Origin of the sequence: Aequorivita capsosiphonis DSM 23843 (genome assembly GCF_000429125.1) — a bacterium.
Lineage (GTDB): Bacteria > Bacteroidota > Bacteroidia > Flavobacteriales > Flavobacteriaceae > Aequorivita > Aequorivita capsosiphonis.
Genome location: NZ_AUBG01000001.1, coordinates 391,966 through 408,904, shown reverse-complemented (window position 1 = coordinate 408,904; position 16,939 = coordinate 391,966). Strand labels below are relative to the sequence as shown.

15 protein-coding genes are annotated in these 16,939 nt (G+C 37.1%); 4 read left to right on the top strand and 11 right to left on the bottom strand.

Features of this window, described 5'->3' with window-relative positions; genetic code table 11:
• Window positions 1-62: 62 nt before the first annotated feature.
• The 5 genes from G440_RS0102100 to G440_RS0102080 form a co-directional block, all read right to left on the bottom strand.
• Complete coding sequence (locus G440_RS0102100) at window positions 63-2,480, bottom strand: T9SS type A sorting domain-containing protein (protein ID WP_026449786.1); 2,418 nt, start codon at window positions 2,478-2,480, stop codon at window positions 63-65.
• 60 nt (window positions 2,481-2,540) lie between these two features.
• Window positions 2,541-3,773 (bottom strand): M48 family metallopeptidase, encoded by a 1,233-nt coding sequence (locus tag G440_RS0102095; RefSeq protein ID WP_026449785.1) that lies wholly within the window; start codon window positions 3,771-3,773, stop codon window positions 2,541-2,543.
• A gap of 190 nt (window positions 3,774-3,963) precedes the next feature.
• Entirely contained in the window at window positions 3,964-4,767 is an 804-nt protein-coding gene (locus G440_RS0102090; RefSeq protein ID WP_026449784.1) for a TrmH family RNA methyltransferase, read from the bottom strand.
• Between the two features lie 172 nt (window positions 4,768-4,939).
• Window positions 4,940-5,584, bottom strand: coding sequence for a hypothetical protein (locus G440_RS0102085; RefSeq protein ID WP_026449783.1), 645 nt, complete (start codon window positions 5,582-5,584; stop codon window positions 4,940-4,942).
• Entirely contained in the window at window positions 5,568-6,275 is a 708-nt protein-coding gene (locus G440_RS0102080; RefSeq protein WP_026449782.1) for a carboxypeptidase-like regulatory domain-containing protein, read from the bottom strand. Before G440_RS0102080 ends, G440_RS0102085 begins: the two co-directional genes overlap by 17 nt.
• Window positions 6,276-6,401: 126 nt before the next feature.
• Here G440_RS0102080 and G440_RS0102075 point away from each other — a divergent pair, with 126 nt between their 5' ends.
• On the top strand, window positions 6,402-7,580 hold the full coding sequence (locus G440_RS0102075) for a T9SS type A sorting domain-containing protein (protein ID WP_026449781.1): 1,179 nt from the start codon (window positions 6,402-6,404) through the stop codon (window positions 7,578-7,580).
• A gap of 123 nt (window positions 7,581-7,703) precedes the next feature.
• Entirely contained in the window at window positions 7,704-8,555 is an 852-nt protein-coding gene (locus tag G440_RS0102070) for a DUF6503 family protein (protein WP_034258775.1), read from the top strand.
• 254 nt (window positions 8,556-8,809) lie between these two features.
• Here the strand turns inward: G440_RS0102070 and G440_RS0102065 are convergent, their stop codons facing one another.
• On the bottom strand, window positions 8,810-9,877 hold the full coding sequence (locus G440_RS0102065) for a DUF3810 domain-containing protein (protein ID WP_026449779.1): 1,068 nt from the start codon (window positions 9,875-9,877) through the stop codon (window positions 8,810-8,812).
• Window positions 9,878-10,084: 207 nt separating this feature from the next.
• On the opposite strand from G440_RS0102065, the gene G440_RS0102060 reads away from it, so the two are divergent.
• Window positions 10,085-11,536, top strand: a complete 1,452-nt coding sequence (locus G440_RS0102060) for an aminoacyl-histidine dipeptidase (RefSeq protein ID WP_026449778.1) — start codon at window positions 10,085-10,087, stop codon at window positions 11,534-11,536.
• Between the two features lie 133 nt (window positions 11,537-11,669).
• Here the strand turns inward: G440_RS0102060 and G440_RS0102055 are convergent, their stop codons facing one another.
• From G440_RS0102055 to G440_RS0102045, 3 genes are read right to left on the bottom strand one after another with little or no spacing between them, the layout of a single operon-like run.
• Window positions 11,670-12,779 carry a peptidylprolyl isomerase gene (locus G440_RS0102055; protein ID WP_026449777.1) on the bottom strand — a complete coding sequence of 370 codons (1,110 nt, stop codon included), beginning with the start codon at window positions 12,777-12,779 and terminating at the stop codon, window positions 11,670-11,672.
• Window positions 12,780-12,796: 17 nt separating this feature from the next.
• Window positions 12,797-13,357, bottom strand: coding sequence for a gliding motility-associated peptidyl-prolyl isomerase GldI (gldI, locus tag G440_RS0102050; protein ID WP_245574814.1), 561 nt, complete (start codon window positions 13,355-13,357; stop codon window positions 12,797-12,799).
• Window positions 13,338-14,357, bottom strand: a complete 1,020-nt coding sequence (locus G440_RS0102045; protein WP_026449775.1) for a DHH family phosphoesterase — start codon at window positions 14,355-14,357, stop codon at window positions 13,338-13,340. The genes gldI and G440_RS0102045 overlap by 20 nt, the downstream gene beginning before the upstream one ends.
• Window positions 14,358-14,593: 236 nt before the next feature.
• Here G440_RS0102045 and G440_RS0102040 point away from each other — a divergent pair, with 236 nt between their 5' ends.
• The gene (locus G440_RS0102040; RefSeq protein ID WP_026449774.1) at window positions 14,594-15,013 is read left to right on the top strand and encodes a nucleoside-diphosphate kinase; all 420 of its coding nucleotides are present in this window, start codon (window positions 14,594-14,596) and stop codon (window positions 15,011-15,013) included.
• A gap of 344 nt (window positions 15,014-15,357) precedes the next feature.
• Here the strand turns inward: G440_RS0102040 and G440_RS0102030 are convergent, their stop codons facing one another.
• Complete coding sequence (locus G440_RS0102030; RefSeq protein WP_034258773.1) at window positions 15,358-15,591, bottom strand: hypothetical protein; 234 nt, start codon at window positions 15,589-15,591, stop codon at window positions 15,358-15,360.
• A 62-nt stretch (window positions 15,592-15,653) separates the two neighbouring features.
• Window positions 15,654-16,925: a WD40/YVTN/BNR-like repeat-containing protein gene (locus G440_RS0102025; RefSeq protein ID WP_026449772.1), complete on the bottom strand. Its 1,272-nt coding sequence runs from the start codon at window positions 16,923-16,925 to the stop codon at window positions 15,654-15,656.
• Between the last annotated feature and the right edge of the window lie 14 nt (window positions 16,926-16,939).

Sequence of the window (16,939 nt, the reverse complement as noted above, 5' to 3'; positions counted from 1 at the left end):
AAGATATTACCACCCTTTTAGGGCTAGTTTATCAATGTCCTTCAAATGTTAGAAGTTTAGAGCTATTCTTTAATTATCTTTTTGGTTTCGGTATATCCATTTTCATCTTTAATTTTTACGAAATAGATTCCTTCGCTTAAAGTTGAAATATCTACTTTGTCGGTCTTTTCAAGAGTTAATAGCAATTGACCAAGATTATTATAAATGGCTATTTCAGAAATAGATGATTTGGATTTAACATTTAGAACTTCATTAGTTGGATTTGGATAGATGCTGAAAAGATTTGTGGTGTTTTCTTCAAGCCCCAGAGGGCCGCGATTTTCGAACCAGAGTATTTCATCCATTAATCGTGTGGATGCGAGAACGTCCATTTTACCATCTCCATTATAGTCATCGGCAAACACACAGATGGCGGTATTTACTTGTGAAGATATTATCTGTTCTTCCCCAAAATTGCCTGAGCCAAGATTTTCGAACCACGCTATTTTATTGTCCCGATAGCTGGCGGATAGTACATCCAAATCGCCATCGCCATCCAAATCTTCTGCATATACTTCTTGTATTCCATCGGCGGTATTTGAAATAACATTCGCTGATCCAAAACTGCCCTGCCCATTTATATTTTCAAACCACAGTACTTCATCGGTGTCAAAAGCGGATGCAAGAATATCAACGTCGCCATCGTTGTCCAGATCACCAGCATAAACTGAAAATGAACCACTCACTTCAGTTGAGATTGTGAGTGTCTCACCAAAATTTCCATTTGTATTTTTATACCACATCAAAACATCATCAGTCCAAGAAGCGGCGACTAAATCCATATCTCCATCATTATCTATATCTGCGCTTGTTATTCCTTCTATGCTGCCTATGAGGTTATCTAAAATTTGAGGAGGGCCAAAACTTCCATTCCCGTCTATATTTTCATACCATAATATACCATTTGAATGGCCAGAAATAAGATCAATATCTCCATCAGCATCAATATCGAGCGGAACGGTGGTAATAGGATTATCAGAAATCGGACTGAACATGTGAGCGGTAAAAGTAGTTCCCAAACCATCCATATTTTCAAACCAACCTACGGTACGGTCGCCATTAGATTCGGAAATTACATCCATATCCCCATCCCCATCTATGTCTGCTGCATTAATAGATATGGGATCGTTTAATTCCGAAATAATTATTGGGGCCGAAAAGTTTCCTTCTCCGTCCAAATTTTCCTGCCAAATTATTTTATTTGCAAATGATGCTACGGAAAGTATGTCTTTGTCGCCATCCCCATCAATATCTTCTGAATATATTGTATAAGGACCATTAACACCGTTTATTTCAGCTACAATTTGCTGGGATCCAAAATCACCCTGCCCATTGGTGTTTAGATAATATGCTATTTTATCATCTGTTGAAGATGCGGAAAGTATGTCAAGGTCACCGTCATTGTCCAAATCACTGAATTCAATATCTTTAATACCAATAGCCTGATCCGTTATTTCTTCTGTCGGACCAAAATTGCCAAAACCGTCATTTTTGTAAAAAAGTATTTTGTTTCGATTACTTATTACATCTTGGTCCCCATCTCCATCTAAATCTGCCGTATATACTTTATCTGGATTTTGAACATTGGAACTTATTAAATTTTGGGGTCCAAAATTGCCCTGTCCATTCAAATTTTCAAACCATATAATCTTTGGGTCTATAAAAGAAGAAGTTGCAACCACATCTATATCGCCATCGCCATCAATATCTGCAGTTGAAATACCACTTGGGCTAGATACGTCTGTTGTGATTATTTGTTTTGAACCAAAATCCCCTTGCCCGTTGGTGTTTTCAAACCAAGAAATATCATCGTTTACATAGTCTGGTGCGACAACGTCCATGTCACCATCACCATCAATATCCTGAACCGCAATAACCCGATAATTACCACTGGTGGCAATAGTGTGCTCCGTTCCAAAATTGGCTTGGCCGTCCATATTTTCAAACCATGCAATACTGCTATTTGTACCGTCATTGGCCACTACATCAAGATCGCCATCGCCATCCATATCTTTGGCATATATTATAGCCACATTTATATTTAAAGGGCTCACGGCCTGTGGCTGCGCAAAGTTGCCAAGTCCATTTGTGTTTTCATACCAGGTTATGCCATTGCCAAATGTGGCATTGATCAAATCCTGATCTCCATCGTTATCCATATCTATGGCGATAATTTGTCTTGTGCCATTAGCATTTTCCGTTATAATTTGTTGCGGACCAAAATTTCCATTAATGTTTTCGTACCAAGCGATTTTGGAGTCGTGTACTGAGGAAGAAATTATGTCCATATCACCATCGCCATCAAGGTCTGCGGCGAAGACGGAATTTGCACCGTTAGTCCCGCCAGTATCGTCCACAACAATATGTGGCTGAAAATCTATTTGGGCGTTAATTGATAAAGAAATGGATATTGCGGAAAGGAAAAGTAGTCTTATTTTCATTTGAAATGTTTAGAAGTTTGCAAAGTAATTTTTTCTTACAATATATTCAAATGATAAAAGTCATTTCCTTAAATTTCGAAAGCGTTGAAGAAGCGTAGGATGCGAATAATGTGCAAAAACATAAAACGGATGCGGAGTGAGGTCGCTCAAACTGTTTTTTGTAAGCTTTTTTAAACCTGAAATTAAAGGTGGCGCAGCATAGGTATTTTTCGCATAATTATCTGCTTGGTATTCAAATTTTCGGCTTAGGTAATTCATCAATAATCCTGTGATTCCAGAAATTGGACTATAAAGCACGCCGAAGGCTATTAACCCAATATGAAATGAAGGTTTTGAAACGTGTAACGCTTCAGACATTAACGGATTCCCAATAAATAATGATAGTAGCCAAAGCGTAAACCCAGTGGTTACAATAGCGGCAAAAAGGGTTATGATAATATGGTTGCGTTTGTAATGACCAACTTCGTGCGCGAGAACAGCCACTATTTCCTCTTCGTTTAAATCATTTATAAGTGTATCGTAAAGCGTCACCCGTTTTTCACTGCCGAAGCCTGAGAAATAAGCATTGGCTTTGGTACTGCGTTTACTGCCATCTATTACAAAAATTTTATCGAGGGTGAAACCTACTTTCGAAGCATAGGTTTCAATTTGTGAACGTAGCGATCCGTCTTCCAGCGGAGTTTGTTTGTTGAATAATGGGAGGATAAAGCGTGCGTAAAAAAGATTCATTAAAACGGTAAAAACGGTAATAATTCCCCAAGCGTAGAGCCAGAAGTTTTTGCCCGTAGTTTCATAAAACCAGATGATGGCACCCAAAAGAACTCCGCCAATAACCGCACCCATCAACCAGCCTTTAAGTTTATCCAGGAAGAAGGTTTTTCGAGCTGTCTTGTTGAAACCATATTTTTCTTCGATTACGAACGTGCTGTAATAACTAAAAGGTGTGCTAAGTATATCGCTCGCTATCATTATTATTCCGAAGAAAACCAAGGCGATGATTATTTCATGGTTTGAAACCGATCGCGCTAATTCATCTACAAAAGCAAACCCATCAAAAAAGAAAAATAGGAGGGTGGCAATAAGTGATATAGCTGAGGTAAGTATGCCGAATTTATAACGTTCCTTTTTATAAGCTTGCGATTTTTTATACTCTTCTTCGTCAAAAACATTTTGTAATTCTGCCGGAAGCGTGTCGTTAAAATATTTTGCGTTTAGATAATCCAGTACTTGGTCAATTATAAAACTGACGATTAGGATTGCTATAATTATGTAGAAAAGAGTTTCTGGTTTCAAGTTTCTTGTTTTTACCCCCAGCCCCTAAAGGGGTGCAAAGACAATTCTCTTTTGGGTTTGGGTGTTTTAGTTTATGTTAAATATTTTTCTGGTTTTTTCCCAGCTTCTATTAATGAGTACGGTCTGCTCCCTTTAGGATTGGGGTATTTTTTGAGACTCCGTTTTTTTGACTGCAAACTGCAACTGAATACTAAAACCCACGCTGTCTTTTCGCTTCAAAAACAAGAATTCCTGCTGCTACTGATACATTTATACTATCTATTTCGCCTTGCATTGGGATGATGATGTTTTGGGTGCTGTTTTTAAGCCATTCTTCTGAAAGACCCGTGGCTTCGGTGCCAACGACTATAGCGGTGCTTTCTTTGAAATCTATTGTATCGTAATTTACAGCTGCTTGTAGAGCGGCGCAGTAAATGTTGATATTGTTTTGTTTTAAGAACGAAATTATTTCTGAAGTACTTCCCGTGGCAATCGTATTGGTAAACAGACAACCCACACTACTACGGATGATGTTTGGATTGTATAAATCTGTTTTTGGATTTGCGATTATTACGGCATCTACATTTGCTGCATCGGCGGTTCGAAGGAGCGCGCCAATGTTTCCTGGTTTTTCGGGAGCTTCAGCAATTAGAATTAAAGAGTTTGTGGTTTGTGGTTTATAGTTTAACAGACTTAAATCTTTTGTATGAGCCACCGCTAAAATTCCTTCGGTAGAACTTCGGTAGGCTAACTTTTCATAGATTTCAGAAGTGATTTCTATAAGCTCTGTTTCATTGTTGCAAGATTCTTTCAGTTTAAAAACGTCTTCTTCGGAAATAATTTCTGGACAGAAAAGAAGTGTTTTCAAAGCATACCCACCTTTCAGCGCTAATGAAATTTCGCGCAATCCCTCAATAACAAAAAGATTGGTTTTGCGACGCTCGCGCGATTTCTCCTGAAGTAGAATAATCTGTTTTATCAGTGGGTTCTGAAGGCTGGTAATGTTTTTTTGCATGCTGTTTGTAAAAATTTTTTCGCAAACCTGCCATCTGGCAGGCAAGGACGCTAGGATGCAAAGGTAAACATATCAAGAGTATAATTAAGATTTTTCTGAAATCTGACCTTCAGTATTTCTTAAGAAAATATTCTTAGCGTCTTTGCGTCTTCGCTAAAACAGTATTATTAAGCTACAAATTTCTATAAGCCGTTCCCAAATTTATGCGAAGCCCAAAACTGAGATTGAAGTAATTTACGCCGTTAAAGGTGTCTTTTAATTCAGAAGGTGTATCGATATTCATAAAATCATGACGTAGTTCTGGCGTAAAATAAACACCTAAATAAGTTGTTAATCGATAGCTGACTTCTGGGTTTAGCCAAACTGCCGTGGCGGTATCTTTAAAACCATGGTTATTGTATCTTGAAGCACCTACACCAACTCCAATGCTAACATCGAAATTTTTAAGGTGTTTTTCGTAACCCGCAATAGCTCCAACAACTGTATTGGTGGTACTGTAGTAATTTCCTAATAATTCAGGATTGTTTACGTCACCATTAAAAAAGCTGAAATATGGGCCAATATAAAATCCTTTATACGCATTCACCTTGAAGGAAATACGTGCTCCAAGTTTTAGATCCATTCCGTTGTTTACAAAGTTATCTCCAAATGATACCGGAAAGTAAGGGCCTATAACGATGCTACCTACATCTTTGCCAGGTTTTATTGAGTCTTGTGAGGTTTCAATTATTGGGTTTTCTGATTTATTGGATTCTTGGGCAATTGCGGATGCGGAAATTACAAGAGCAATACTGAAAATTTTAAAATTCGAAAACATACGTATTATCGGTGTTTGTTAGTGGAATAGCGATGGTTTGCTCCGGCTCATTATTTAGAATATACTTTAATAAAACAGTGGAGCCTAACTGACTGTTGAAGGTGTTTTGGAAGTTTGAAGTGTTTATATCCAGCTGTTGATAGTAGTCGTCATTTACAAAACAATCTTCGGGATTGTTATGGTTGAGATCTATTTCACAAATAGCGCTTTGGTATTCTATTTTATAGGCTACCGCGTTGTTATCGCCAGGAGTATTATTAAATAAAATGGTAAGTCGGGCAGCCTTATTGAGTTGTATTTTACCTAAATTATAGGTGCTTGCATTCCGGTCTCTTGAATCTTTAAAATATTGTTTACCGGAATAATCCGGGTTTTCCGTTAAGTCATAACTATAACCACCATCATAATAATAAATATTGGTTTTTATGTTTACGCCTATTTCTAATCGATAATAATTCTCTGCTTCCAATGATGTAAATTCAAAATTGCCATTAGCATCTGTGAGTGTTTCACCGAAAATTTCACTGTATGCATGGCTGCGAATAGGAATATTGGGAATTGGATTGTTTTCACCATCAACAACGCTTCCTTTAATCAAAATACGATGATCGTCCATAACCCGTATATCACAAGATTGAAATAGCAAAAGAATCCCCAATAAAAGCAATTGGGATGTATATAATTTTCTCATAAATAGCCTTTTTTAAACGAAACAAGAGTACTGAAAAATCCGTATGTCGCCAACTGAAAATCGCATTATTTAAGTTTTTATTAACAATTCTAAAATTTTAACTAAATTGCATGAAAACTATTAATTATGAAAAGATTTTTACTCTTTTTCGTTTTTAGCATAATTTCTCTTTCAAGTCATTCCCAGATTATTGTAAACCCTGAGCCTGATCCCTTAATGGTTTGTGATGAGGATAATGATGGTTTTGCACAGTTTATTCTTCACGATGCAGATGATGATATCACACTTGGAAATCCTACAATAACGGTAACCTATCATTTAACGCTGGTTGATGCAATGGAGATGGAGAATGAAGTTTTAGATCCTTATATTAATTTCAATCCATATAATGATGAGGTTTACGCCAGAGCCGAAAACAGTGATGGTGAATTCGCTGTTGTTGTATTAGCATTGGAAGTGCTAATGAGTCCAACCCCAACGGAACCTACACCGCTGGAAGTCTGCGATGAGGATAATGATGGTTTTGCGAGTTTTGTATTAACACAGAAAGATTCTGAAATAGGTAATGATGACCCGAATCTTTCTTTTACCTATCACGAAACCCTTGTTGATGCGTTATTAGGAAGCTTGCCTCTGATAAGTCCTTACGAAAATATAGTTCCATTTTCGCAAACCATTTATGTGCGGGTTTCAAATGATCTAACGGATTGTTTCGCTGTTGTTGAATTAGAATTGATTGTAAACGAAAGCCCACCAATAAGCGAACCAGATGATTTATTTATAAATGAAGGCGACGGTGATGGCTTTGCAATTTTTGATCTTACCGTGAATATTCCTGTGATTCTCTTCGGTTTAAATCCTTCAGACTATAATGTCTATTTCTATGAAAACGAGGAGGATGCGCAGAATAATGAATTCGTCATAGCAAATCCTGCGGCATATCAAAACATTACAAACCCACAGACAATATATGTTCGGGTGGAAAATTATGATACGAGTTGTTTTGTAATAGCTTCTTTTGAAATAGAAACAGATCAGACTATTTCGGTGGCTGCTTTTGCTTTGGAAAATTTAAGCATCTCCCCAAATCCAACTTCCGAAAGTTTTGCAGTTCAATCCTCACAATTGGTTTCAGAAACAACAATTTCAATTTATGATATTCAAGGAAAACTATTGTCTTCTGAAAAAATACTTCCGCAAAACGGAATGCTAACGATGAATGTTTCTACTTTGGAAAGCGGGGTATATTTTGTGAAGATTGCTTCGGAAGGAAATTCAGCGATTAAAAAATTGGTAAAAAACTAAATCAAACCGACAAAACTACCAACTATCGTCTACCGACTACCGACTAATTATTCACAAACCTTTCTAAAAATCTTCTCCAAATCGAGGAGCTTTTCTACTTTTAAAAAACTAAAATCAACTATAATGAAACGACTGCTTTCTATATGTACCCTTCTGCTTTTACTTTCTGCCTGTAAGAACGATAAAAAAGACAACTCCGAAAATTCAACGATTGATCCGCGTGTAGAGGCATTAGAGGCCGATTCTGTAAAAACAACTATTAATGAAAATAAAGAAGTTCAGGTAAAAAAAACCAAGGTGTTTCCAGCAGAACTTCAAGCTGTTTTTACGGCTCACGGCGGACTAAGCCATTGGAAACAGATGAACAATCTCTGTTTTGAGATGAAGGGAAAGAATGGTGTTGAAATCCACACCGTTTCCTTGCTGGATAGAAAATCGAAAATAGAATCCAAAGACTGGTCCATAGGTTATGATGGTAAAAAAGTATGGCTTCTACGGCACGATGTAGGTTATAAAGGCGATCCAGTATTTTACCATAACTTGATGTTTTATTTTTATGCAATGCCTTTCGTAATTGCAGATCCGGGAACTAATTATACAGCCCTAAAACCTACCGAATTGGACGGTAAAATGTACGATGCTTATAAAATTTCATATAATGATGGCGTAGGAGATTCCTCCAAAGATGAATACAAACTATACTTCGACCCAGAAACCAATAAAATGGCTTGGTTGGCATACACGGTAACGTTTAAGGATCAAAAGAAAAGCACCGATTGGCACTTTATTAAATACGATAAATGGCAAGATGTAAACGGACTTCTATTACCAGAAAAACTTTCTTGGTACACTGTTGAAAATGACAAGCCGAAGAAAAAGGAAATGGACATAAAGTTTGATAACATAGCTGCAACCGAAACCTTACTGGATCCTTCTGTTTTTGTGAAACCAGCGGAAGGTAGGTATGTGGATTAGATATTAAACTTGAGTGGTGAGTGGTGAAAATTTCACAACGTTAAGTGAGTTAACAAATCACTCTTTCCTATAAATCGATTCAAATTTTTATTAAAAGTAATTTAAACACCAAATCCAAGATGGCGGAGTGTCCCGATTTTTCATCGGGATGTACCGAAGCCCAGTTTCACAGCGTTTTACCCCAACCCTAAAGGGAGTTTAAAATTTTGCTGTTATTTTGTCTTTCCTCTTTAGGGGGCAGGGGGCGTGCCATATCACAGTGGTCTTTCCTCAAAATAATTAACCACTAGCGCCACCATATAGTTATAGCTCATAATACCAGCGCTTTGATTATTCGCTTTTAGGAAATTATCCCAAAACACCTTTGAAAAAGTCTCGAACGGGTTTTCATAGCTTTCCCAGAAATCACGCATCTCCTTATAACTGGCCAAGATTCCAGGGTTTATTTTCTTTAAGAGTCTATAGTATTCCTCTTCGTCATTTCGGGCTACTTCGTTTATTAAATAACGCAGCGTAAAAATATATCCTGCATATTGGATATAAAGATCGTCGTTGTGAAGGGTGGCTAAAGTAGCGATAAAGTTGGCTTCGTTTTCTGCGGCATATCCTATTTGGTGCGCTTCTTCGTGACATGCAACTACCGGAAATTTATAGGTTTTGATGAGGTTGTTAACCTGCCCTTCCCCCGAAAATGGATTGAGATATCCGCTATATCCCATATAGGTTAAGCCCAAGCTCCAGCCACTTTTTTTGATACTCCGCGGGGAATAGGCGAGTTGTGGAAATTCATTTTCAAGATTCTTATATCCATTTAAGCTTTTTCTAAACATTTCTTTCTGACTGAATGGCAAATCAATTTTCGTTGAATCTGCATAGCCCAATTCACGATGCATCGCGTTGCTCTTTTCTATAAATCGGTTTGTAGTGGAGAGCAATTCTTCATAAGTATAATCGCTTTCCAGTTGTAGGGATTTATGAAGAGGTACTCTATAATAATTAAAAGCCCAAAGAATGTGAAACATAAAATAAACCACAGAAACTGCTGCGAGAATATCTACAAATACTCGAAAGGGCTCAAAACGAAGTCGGTAAAAATTCTTATAAATCCATCGAATAGTAACCAAAGCAATCAAAAGATAAAAGAGGTCTCCTACGGAAAATGGCACCCAACCAAAGATATAGCGTGATACTTTGGAAAGCATGGGATAAAAGCCCAAGCTGTAATGTCTCTCCACAAATTCTGGAAAATTTTTTAGGATCTGGAGGAAAATCCACTGTATCGGAAGCAGTAACGCAAGAATAAGCGCAGTTCGTCTTTGCATAAATCAAACTTACAAAGGAATTCTTTCTCTTCATAATTTTTATAGCGATTGAAAAAAGTTAATTTTGTGGGAATGTGCCGCGAATACACGAATGTTAGCTTTTTGCTGGTGCAAAAAGCTTAGACGTAAATAAATGACCACGCATCCGTTTGCCGGATATTTGTGTATTCGTGGTGAAAAAAATAATTATCACAAAATATAAATTATATGAACGAAGAAATTAGAAATCTTGAACCCAAAGCCCTTTGGAACAAATTTGCAGATTTAAACGCAGTGCCGCGTCCTTCAAAAAAAGAGGAACGTGTAATTGCCTTTATGAAAGACTTTGGGAAAAACCTTGGCTTGGAGACTATGGAAGATGAAGTTGGGAATGTGATCATCCGTAAACCAGCTTCCAACGGAATGGAAGACCGAAAAATGATCGTGCTTCAAAGCCATCTAGATATGGTTCATCAAAAAAACAACGATACCAATTTCGATTTCGATAAACAAGGAATTGAAATGCATGTTGATGGAGATTGGGTTCGTGCAAAAGGAACTACTCTTGGTGCGGACAATGGGCTTGGAGTTGCAACAATTATGGCAATTCTTGAAAGTGATACAATTGTTCATCCAGCAATTGAAGCACTTTTTACCATAGATGAAGAAACCGGAATGACTGGTGCCAAAGGATTAAAAGGTGGCCTTTTAAAAGGAGATATCCTTTTAAACTTAGATACCGAAGAAGATGACGAAATAGGCGTTGGTTGTGCTGGTGGCGTAGATGTTACTGCAACCGGAACCTATATAGAAGAAGATGCGCCAAAAAATGCTACAGCTTATACGCTAACGGTTAATGGTCTTAACGGTGGCCACAGTGGAATGGACATTATAAAAGGTTTGGGGAACGCCAATAAGTTGATGAACCGTGTGCTTTTTGCTACAAAGGATTTTATGCAATTGGCAAAACTTGAAGGCGGAAGTCTTCGGAATGCTATTCCGAGAGAAAGTGTTGCTCAAGTTTTAGTTTCTTCTGAAGAAGAGTTTAAAACAGCATTTGAAAAAATCAAGAAAGCCATTACTTCAGAATATAAGTCTTTGGAAGAAAACCTTTCAATTACAGCTGAAAAGAGCGACGAGAGTTCTAATAAGGTTATGTCTAAAAGTGAGCAAAGCGTATTTTTAAACGCAATGAATGCGGCTCATAATGGTGTTTACAGAATGAGTCCAGATATTGAGGATTTGGTAGAAACTTCAAATAACATCGCGAAAGTCTCGGTTGCTAACGGAAAAATTAAGGTCGAATGTTTAACTCGTAGCTCTGTGGAATCTTCAAAAGATGTTCTTGCAGATGCGCTGACTTCTACTTTTGAGCTTGCGGGCTACGATGTAAAACTGGATGGCGATTATCCAGGGTGGGCACCGAATATGGACAGCGCAATTTTAAAAGTTTTGGATAGTTTATATCAAAAGATGAACGGTGAAAAAGCTGAGGTAGCTGCCTGTCACGCAGGTTTGGAATGTGGAATATTAGGCCAGAATTATCCTGATATGGATATGATCTCTTTTGGACCAACCATTAGAGGAGCGCATTCTCCTGATGAGCGAGCAAGCATTTCTTCAGCAAAAAAATACTGGGACTTCGTAATGGAGATCTTGAAGAATATTCCGAAGAAATAGAGGAAAGGAGATAGAATAAAGAGGAAAGAATAAAGAGAAAAGAGGAATAATCTTTTTTCGTCCTGTTTTAAATATAAAAAGAGGAACTAGTTTTTAAACTGTTTCCTCTTTTTATATCTAAGAAATACTGAAACTATTCTACGATCTCAACAATTTCAAGTTGGAAAATCAATTCAGAATCTGGAGGAATAACTCCAGGAATTCCTCTTTTTCCGTAAGCTAAATGAGATGGAATAAAGATAGTTGCCTTATCGCCAACTTTCATATTCAATAAACCTTCGCGGAAACCAGGAATCAGTTGTGCATCCTTGCTGTAGTCCGTTGGTACAGGAACATATTGTTTTGCAGCTTTACGCATTTCATCAACGATTTCAAATTTTTCTGCGTTTGCCAAAATGTTTGAATCAAATAGGTGTCCATCAGCCAGGTACCCAGCATAGTTCATCAAAATCTTATCGCCTTCTTTTGGTTGTGGGCCATCACCTTTTTCATTAAAATAAATTTTAACTCCGGAGGGAAGTGAATCCGCTTTAGCCTCCATAGCATTAAGCTCTTTGGCTTGTGCTGCTGCCACGTCCTTTATACGGTCTTCTTTTTCTTTCTTGTCTTTTTCAAGCTTGCCCATCTCTTCTGTGAAATATGGAACCTTAACATCGCCTTTATTAATAATGTTTACTTTTTCAATAATAACAGGTTCTTTTGGCTTATCGCCTGGTTTTTCGGTTTCCATGTTTCCGATAGCATCAACAACGTCTTGTCCCTTAACGATTTCGCCAAAGATAGTGTGACGACCATCCAACCAAGGTGTTTCTTTTAAAGTGATAAAGAATTGACTTCCATTAGTACCTGGTCCTGAATTTGCCATTGCTAAAAGTCCTTTCTTGTCAAAACGAATGGTATCGGTTACTTCATCTGGAAATGCATATCCTGGATTTCCAGTTCCATCACCTTTTGGGTCTCCACCTTGAATCATAAAATCTTTGATTATACGGTGAAAGCTAAGTCCGTCATAAAAACGTTTGCCTTTATAAATTGAATCTACCATTCCGTTGGTGCCTTCTGCCAATGCAACGAAATTTGAAACTGTAAGTGGCGCACTGTCATTTTTCAATTTAGCAACGAAAGTTCCTTTGTTGGTAATAAATTCAGCATAAACGCCGTCTTCTTTTAAGTCTGGATATTTTTCCTGACAAGACGCCAGTGCAAGCGTAAGAAATAAAAATAAAACTGTTAGTTTTTCCATCTTTTGTTTAATTAATTTTAATTTGATTGTTCTATTGAATGTAAAGTTATTGTGCTCTGCACAGGAATATTGGTGCCGAGTTTTTCTTCAATTCCATAATAGCCAAAGGCCTTATAGGAAGGAAGGAGGAAGGTCACTGTTTCACCTTCCTTCATAAGTTTTATACCTTCGCGAATTCCAGAAATAAGCTCTTGGTTGCTCTGATCTACCTTATATTGTTGTAAGCCATTTTCTTTTTCTGAAAGAATCACATCTCCGTTGAGATCTTTGATGTTGTAAGTAAATTTCACCAAATCGCCTAAATTGGGTGTTTCTGTAGTTGTGGTATTGCGTTTGTTGTAGAAGTACCAAAACCCATTTTTAGAAGCAATATATTGGTTGGTGGAATCTTTTGCTATTAGTTTTTCGATATAACTTTTTTCTTCGTCATAGATTTTTTTGTTCCGATCTGCAGACTCCTTTATAAAAGTCCCTGAGTTGCTTTGCAATGGATGCCTGGCATCCGGACTTTTACAGGAAACAATTAAAAACGGAAATAGTAAGATGTAAAACAGCCTATTAAGCATGTGTAAGTTCATTTTTATAACGTGGCAAGATACTAATAAATTCGCTTATTGTTTTGTTAAGAGATTGCGAACTTTTTCCACCGGCTGCATTCGTATGGCCGCCGCCGCTATAATGATTGCGAGCAAAATCATTCACAGAAAAATCTCCTTTACTTCTTAAAGATATTTTTACAATGCTTTCCTGCTTGTTTTCAATAAAAATAACAGCAAAAACAACGCCTTTCACTGAAAGCGCATAATTTACAAAACCTTCCGTGTCACCTTTTTTGAAGTTGTTTTTGTCCAGTTCTTTTTGGGTCAAGGTAATATAAGCCGTGTGAAGTTCTGGCAAAATATTTAGATTGTTTAGCGCTATGCCAAGCAACTTCATGCGTTCTGGACTGTTGTTGTCGTAAACATTTTGATTTATAATGGCGCTTTCTGCACCAGCCTCTATCAATTTTGCTGCAACGCGATGGGTTGTTGGAGAGGATGTCGAAAAACGAAATGAACCCGTATCGGTCATTATACCAGTATAAAGATTAACAGCTATTTCTTTGGAAAGTTTTTCAGCTTCCCCTAAAGCATCCATAAAATGAAAAACCATTTCGGAAGTGGAACTCATTTTCACATCGCTATAGGTTGCAACTGCATAATCTGCCGGTTGTTGGTGATGGTCTATCATCACAAATTTAGCGGTACAATTCTCCAAGACTTTCTGAAGATCTCCAACTCTGTCCAAGCTATTAAAGTCCAAGGTGAAAACTAAATCTGCAGCATCAATTAGTTCGCTACTTTTTTCAATTTCCTTTTCATAAATAACAATATCGTCAACGCCGGGCATCCATTTTAGAAATAGTGGAAAATCATTGGGCATTACTACTGTTGTTTTATGTCCTAAACTTTTCAGAAAAAAGGATAGTCCCAAACAAGATCCTAGGGCGTCTCCATCAGGATTTTTGTGACCAATAATCGCCACGTTTTGTGGAGAAGAAAGCAGGCCTTTGACAATTTCAGTAGTTTCTTTATTCATAGGGCGCGAAGTTACAACAATGCTCCTAAACACCAAAGCAGAATATTTGGGGCAACGAATTTAAAAAAGGAATGCTTTAACTGCGTGAATTTGAATTAGAAGAAGTAGTTACAAAGTTAGAAAGTAATATTGGAATATTACTTTTTATGCAGTTATGTTCTTTTATGAAGAGAAAACAGATAACTTTTGAATGTTGTAAATATAATACCTATTTTTGCCGAAATTTTAAAAATACCATGAGAACAGACAGAACATTCACAATGTTAAAGCCAGATGCGGTTGAAAAAGGACACATCGGCGCCATTCTTGAAAAAATAAATGCTTCAGGTTTTAGAATCGTTGCAATGAAACTTACCCACATGACCACAAATGATGCGAAAACATTCTATGAGGTTCACAGTGAACGTCCATTTTATGGCGAATTGGTAGAATATATGACACGCGGTCCAATCGTTGCAGCCATTCTTGAAAAGGATAATGCTGTGGAGGATTTTCGTACTTTAATTGGAGCTACCAACCCAGCTGATGCTGCTGATGGTACCATCCGTAAATTATACGCCGCTTCTATAGGCGAAAACGCCGTTCACGGAAGTGATAGCGATGAAAATGCGGCTATTGAAGGTGCTTTTCATTTTGCAGGTCGCGAAAAGTTTTAAAAGCCCCATAACCCGCTAAGGGGATACAGTTGACTAGGGAATATTATAATTGAAAACGCCTTCCATTTTGGAGGGCGTTTTTTTATAGAAATTCTTTGTATTTGATAAAACCAAACACCTCGATTATTTTTTCGTTGGGCTTTATTCGTTAAACGATTGTATAGCCTTTAAAAATTAAATCCCTGATATTTTTGTCTTCAAAATATATGGATTTTCGCTGTTTATAAGGTAGCGAATTTAAGGCTTTTCTTGAGTTGAGGAGATCCTTTTTAAATTTCCTCGAAGCATAAGGTTTGTATTCCGCAATATATTCAACTTGATCGGCCAATTTGAATAAAAAACTTTTAAGGATTTTGATTTTCATATTTTGCAATCCTTTCTTTCATAACATTGTCCAATTCTTCTAAAGAAATAAACTCGGCCGTACCGTTGTCAATTGTTTCAAGTTCTTTTGAAAGATATTGTTTGTTGGCATTATTTTCATCAATAACTTTTAACTCATTGGGGCTAAACTGTTGTAATAATTGAAGGACCTTGTCGTAAATTTCATTATTTATTTCAAGTTTAAGGGTTTTCATTATGATATGTTTTATTTCAAATTTATGACTTTTTGGAACATCTTCTTCTCCAGAGGATGTTTTTACCCTTTGATTAATTTTTTTGTCGCCACCATTTTTTCATCTTTCATAAGCCGCACAAAATAAATCCCTTCGGAAATGTTTGGGAGGGAAATACTGTTGTTTTCCTTTAAATCATTTTCAGAAAAAATTATCTTTCCCGTGATATCAACAATTTCCAGTAAAAGTTCTTCAGTGTTTGTAGAATTGATTTTAAGGTTGAATTTGCCGTTTGTTGAAGGGTTTGGGTAGATTGTAAAAGCCCTGTTAGTATTGAAATCTTCGATGCTTGCGGTGTCATAAGGTGTTTTTAAAATAAAGCGACCTATAAGTGCATAGCCAATATTTTCTGTGGGGAAAATGATCTCTGCGTAACTAGTATCGTTTGCGTGACAATTGGCCGCATTTGTTTCTTCATTCAGACTAAAATCCCAGTTTTCGCCGCCATTACTGGTTTTTACTATCCAGACATTACAACAGTCACAAAGCATTGCAGCCGAATTAAGAGAGAATCCAGTATTGTCGTCACGAAAAAACAAATCGGCATTCCCTAATGACCCAATAGCATCATCGATATAATAAACTGTCCAATCCGTATTATTACCAGTTTTAAGAAGTTGGCTGGCGGAACGGGAAAAATAGTCATTATCTGTATATCCATTTAACAGATACACGTAATTGTCCGTAATTGAAATTGAAAATAAATCGTATGCATTAGGAATAATAAGCTGTTCCCAATTAGCACCGCCATTTTCCGTGTAGAAAAGCACTCCATTATTTCCAGCAATATAACCTATGTTTTCATCTTTGAATTTCACACTGTTTAAAGCTTCAGAAGTCACGGAATTGTTTAATGTCCAGGAATTTCCATTGTCCGTACTATGTAAAATTGTGCCATTATTTCCAACTGCCCAAATGCTGCTTGCTGCATTTATTGCAATCGAAATAAGAGCTTCGGAAGTGCCAGACGTTAATTCTGACCATGATTGCCCCGCATTGGAGGTCTTAAGGATTTTCCCTTCCTTACCTACGGCATAACCTTTTTCAATGCCATCAAAAACTAGGTCGAGAAAATATACACTAACGCCGCTTTCAAAACTTGTCCAAGTTTCACCACCATCTTCGGTTTTATAGAAAATACCAGAATCGGAAACTACGTGTACAATATTTTCATCAATTGTATAAATGGCACCGTGTGAGTTATCGGTAATTTCAATAGGTAGATAACCCCAGCTTTCTTGTGAAAATCCAAAATTACAGAATAGGTAGATGGAAATTAGTAGCAGTGCTTTCATATCGAGTGGCTTTA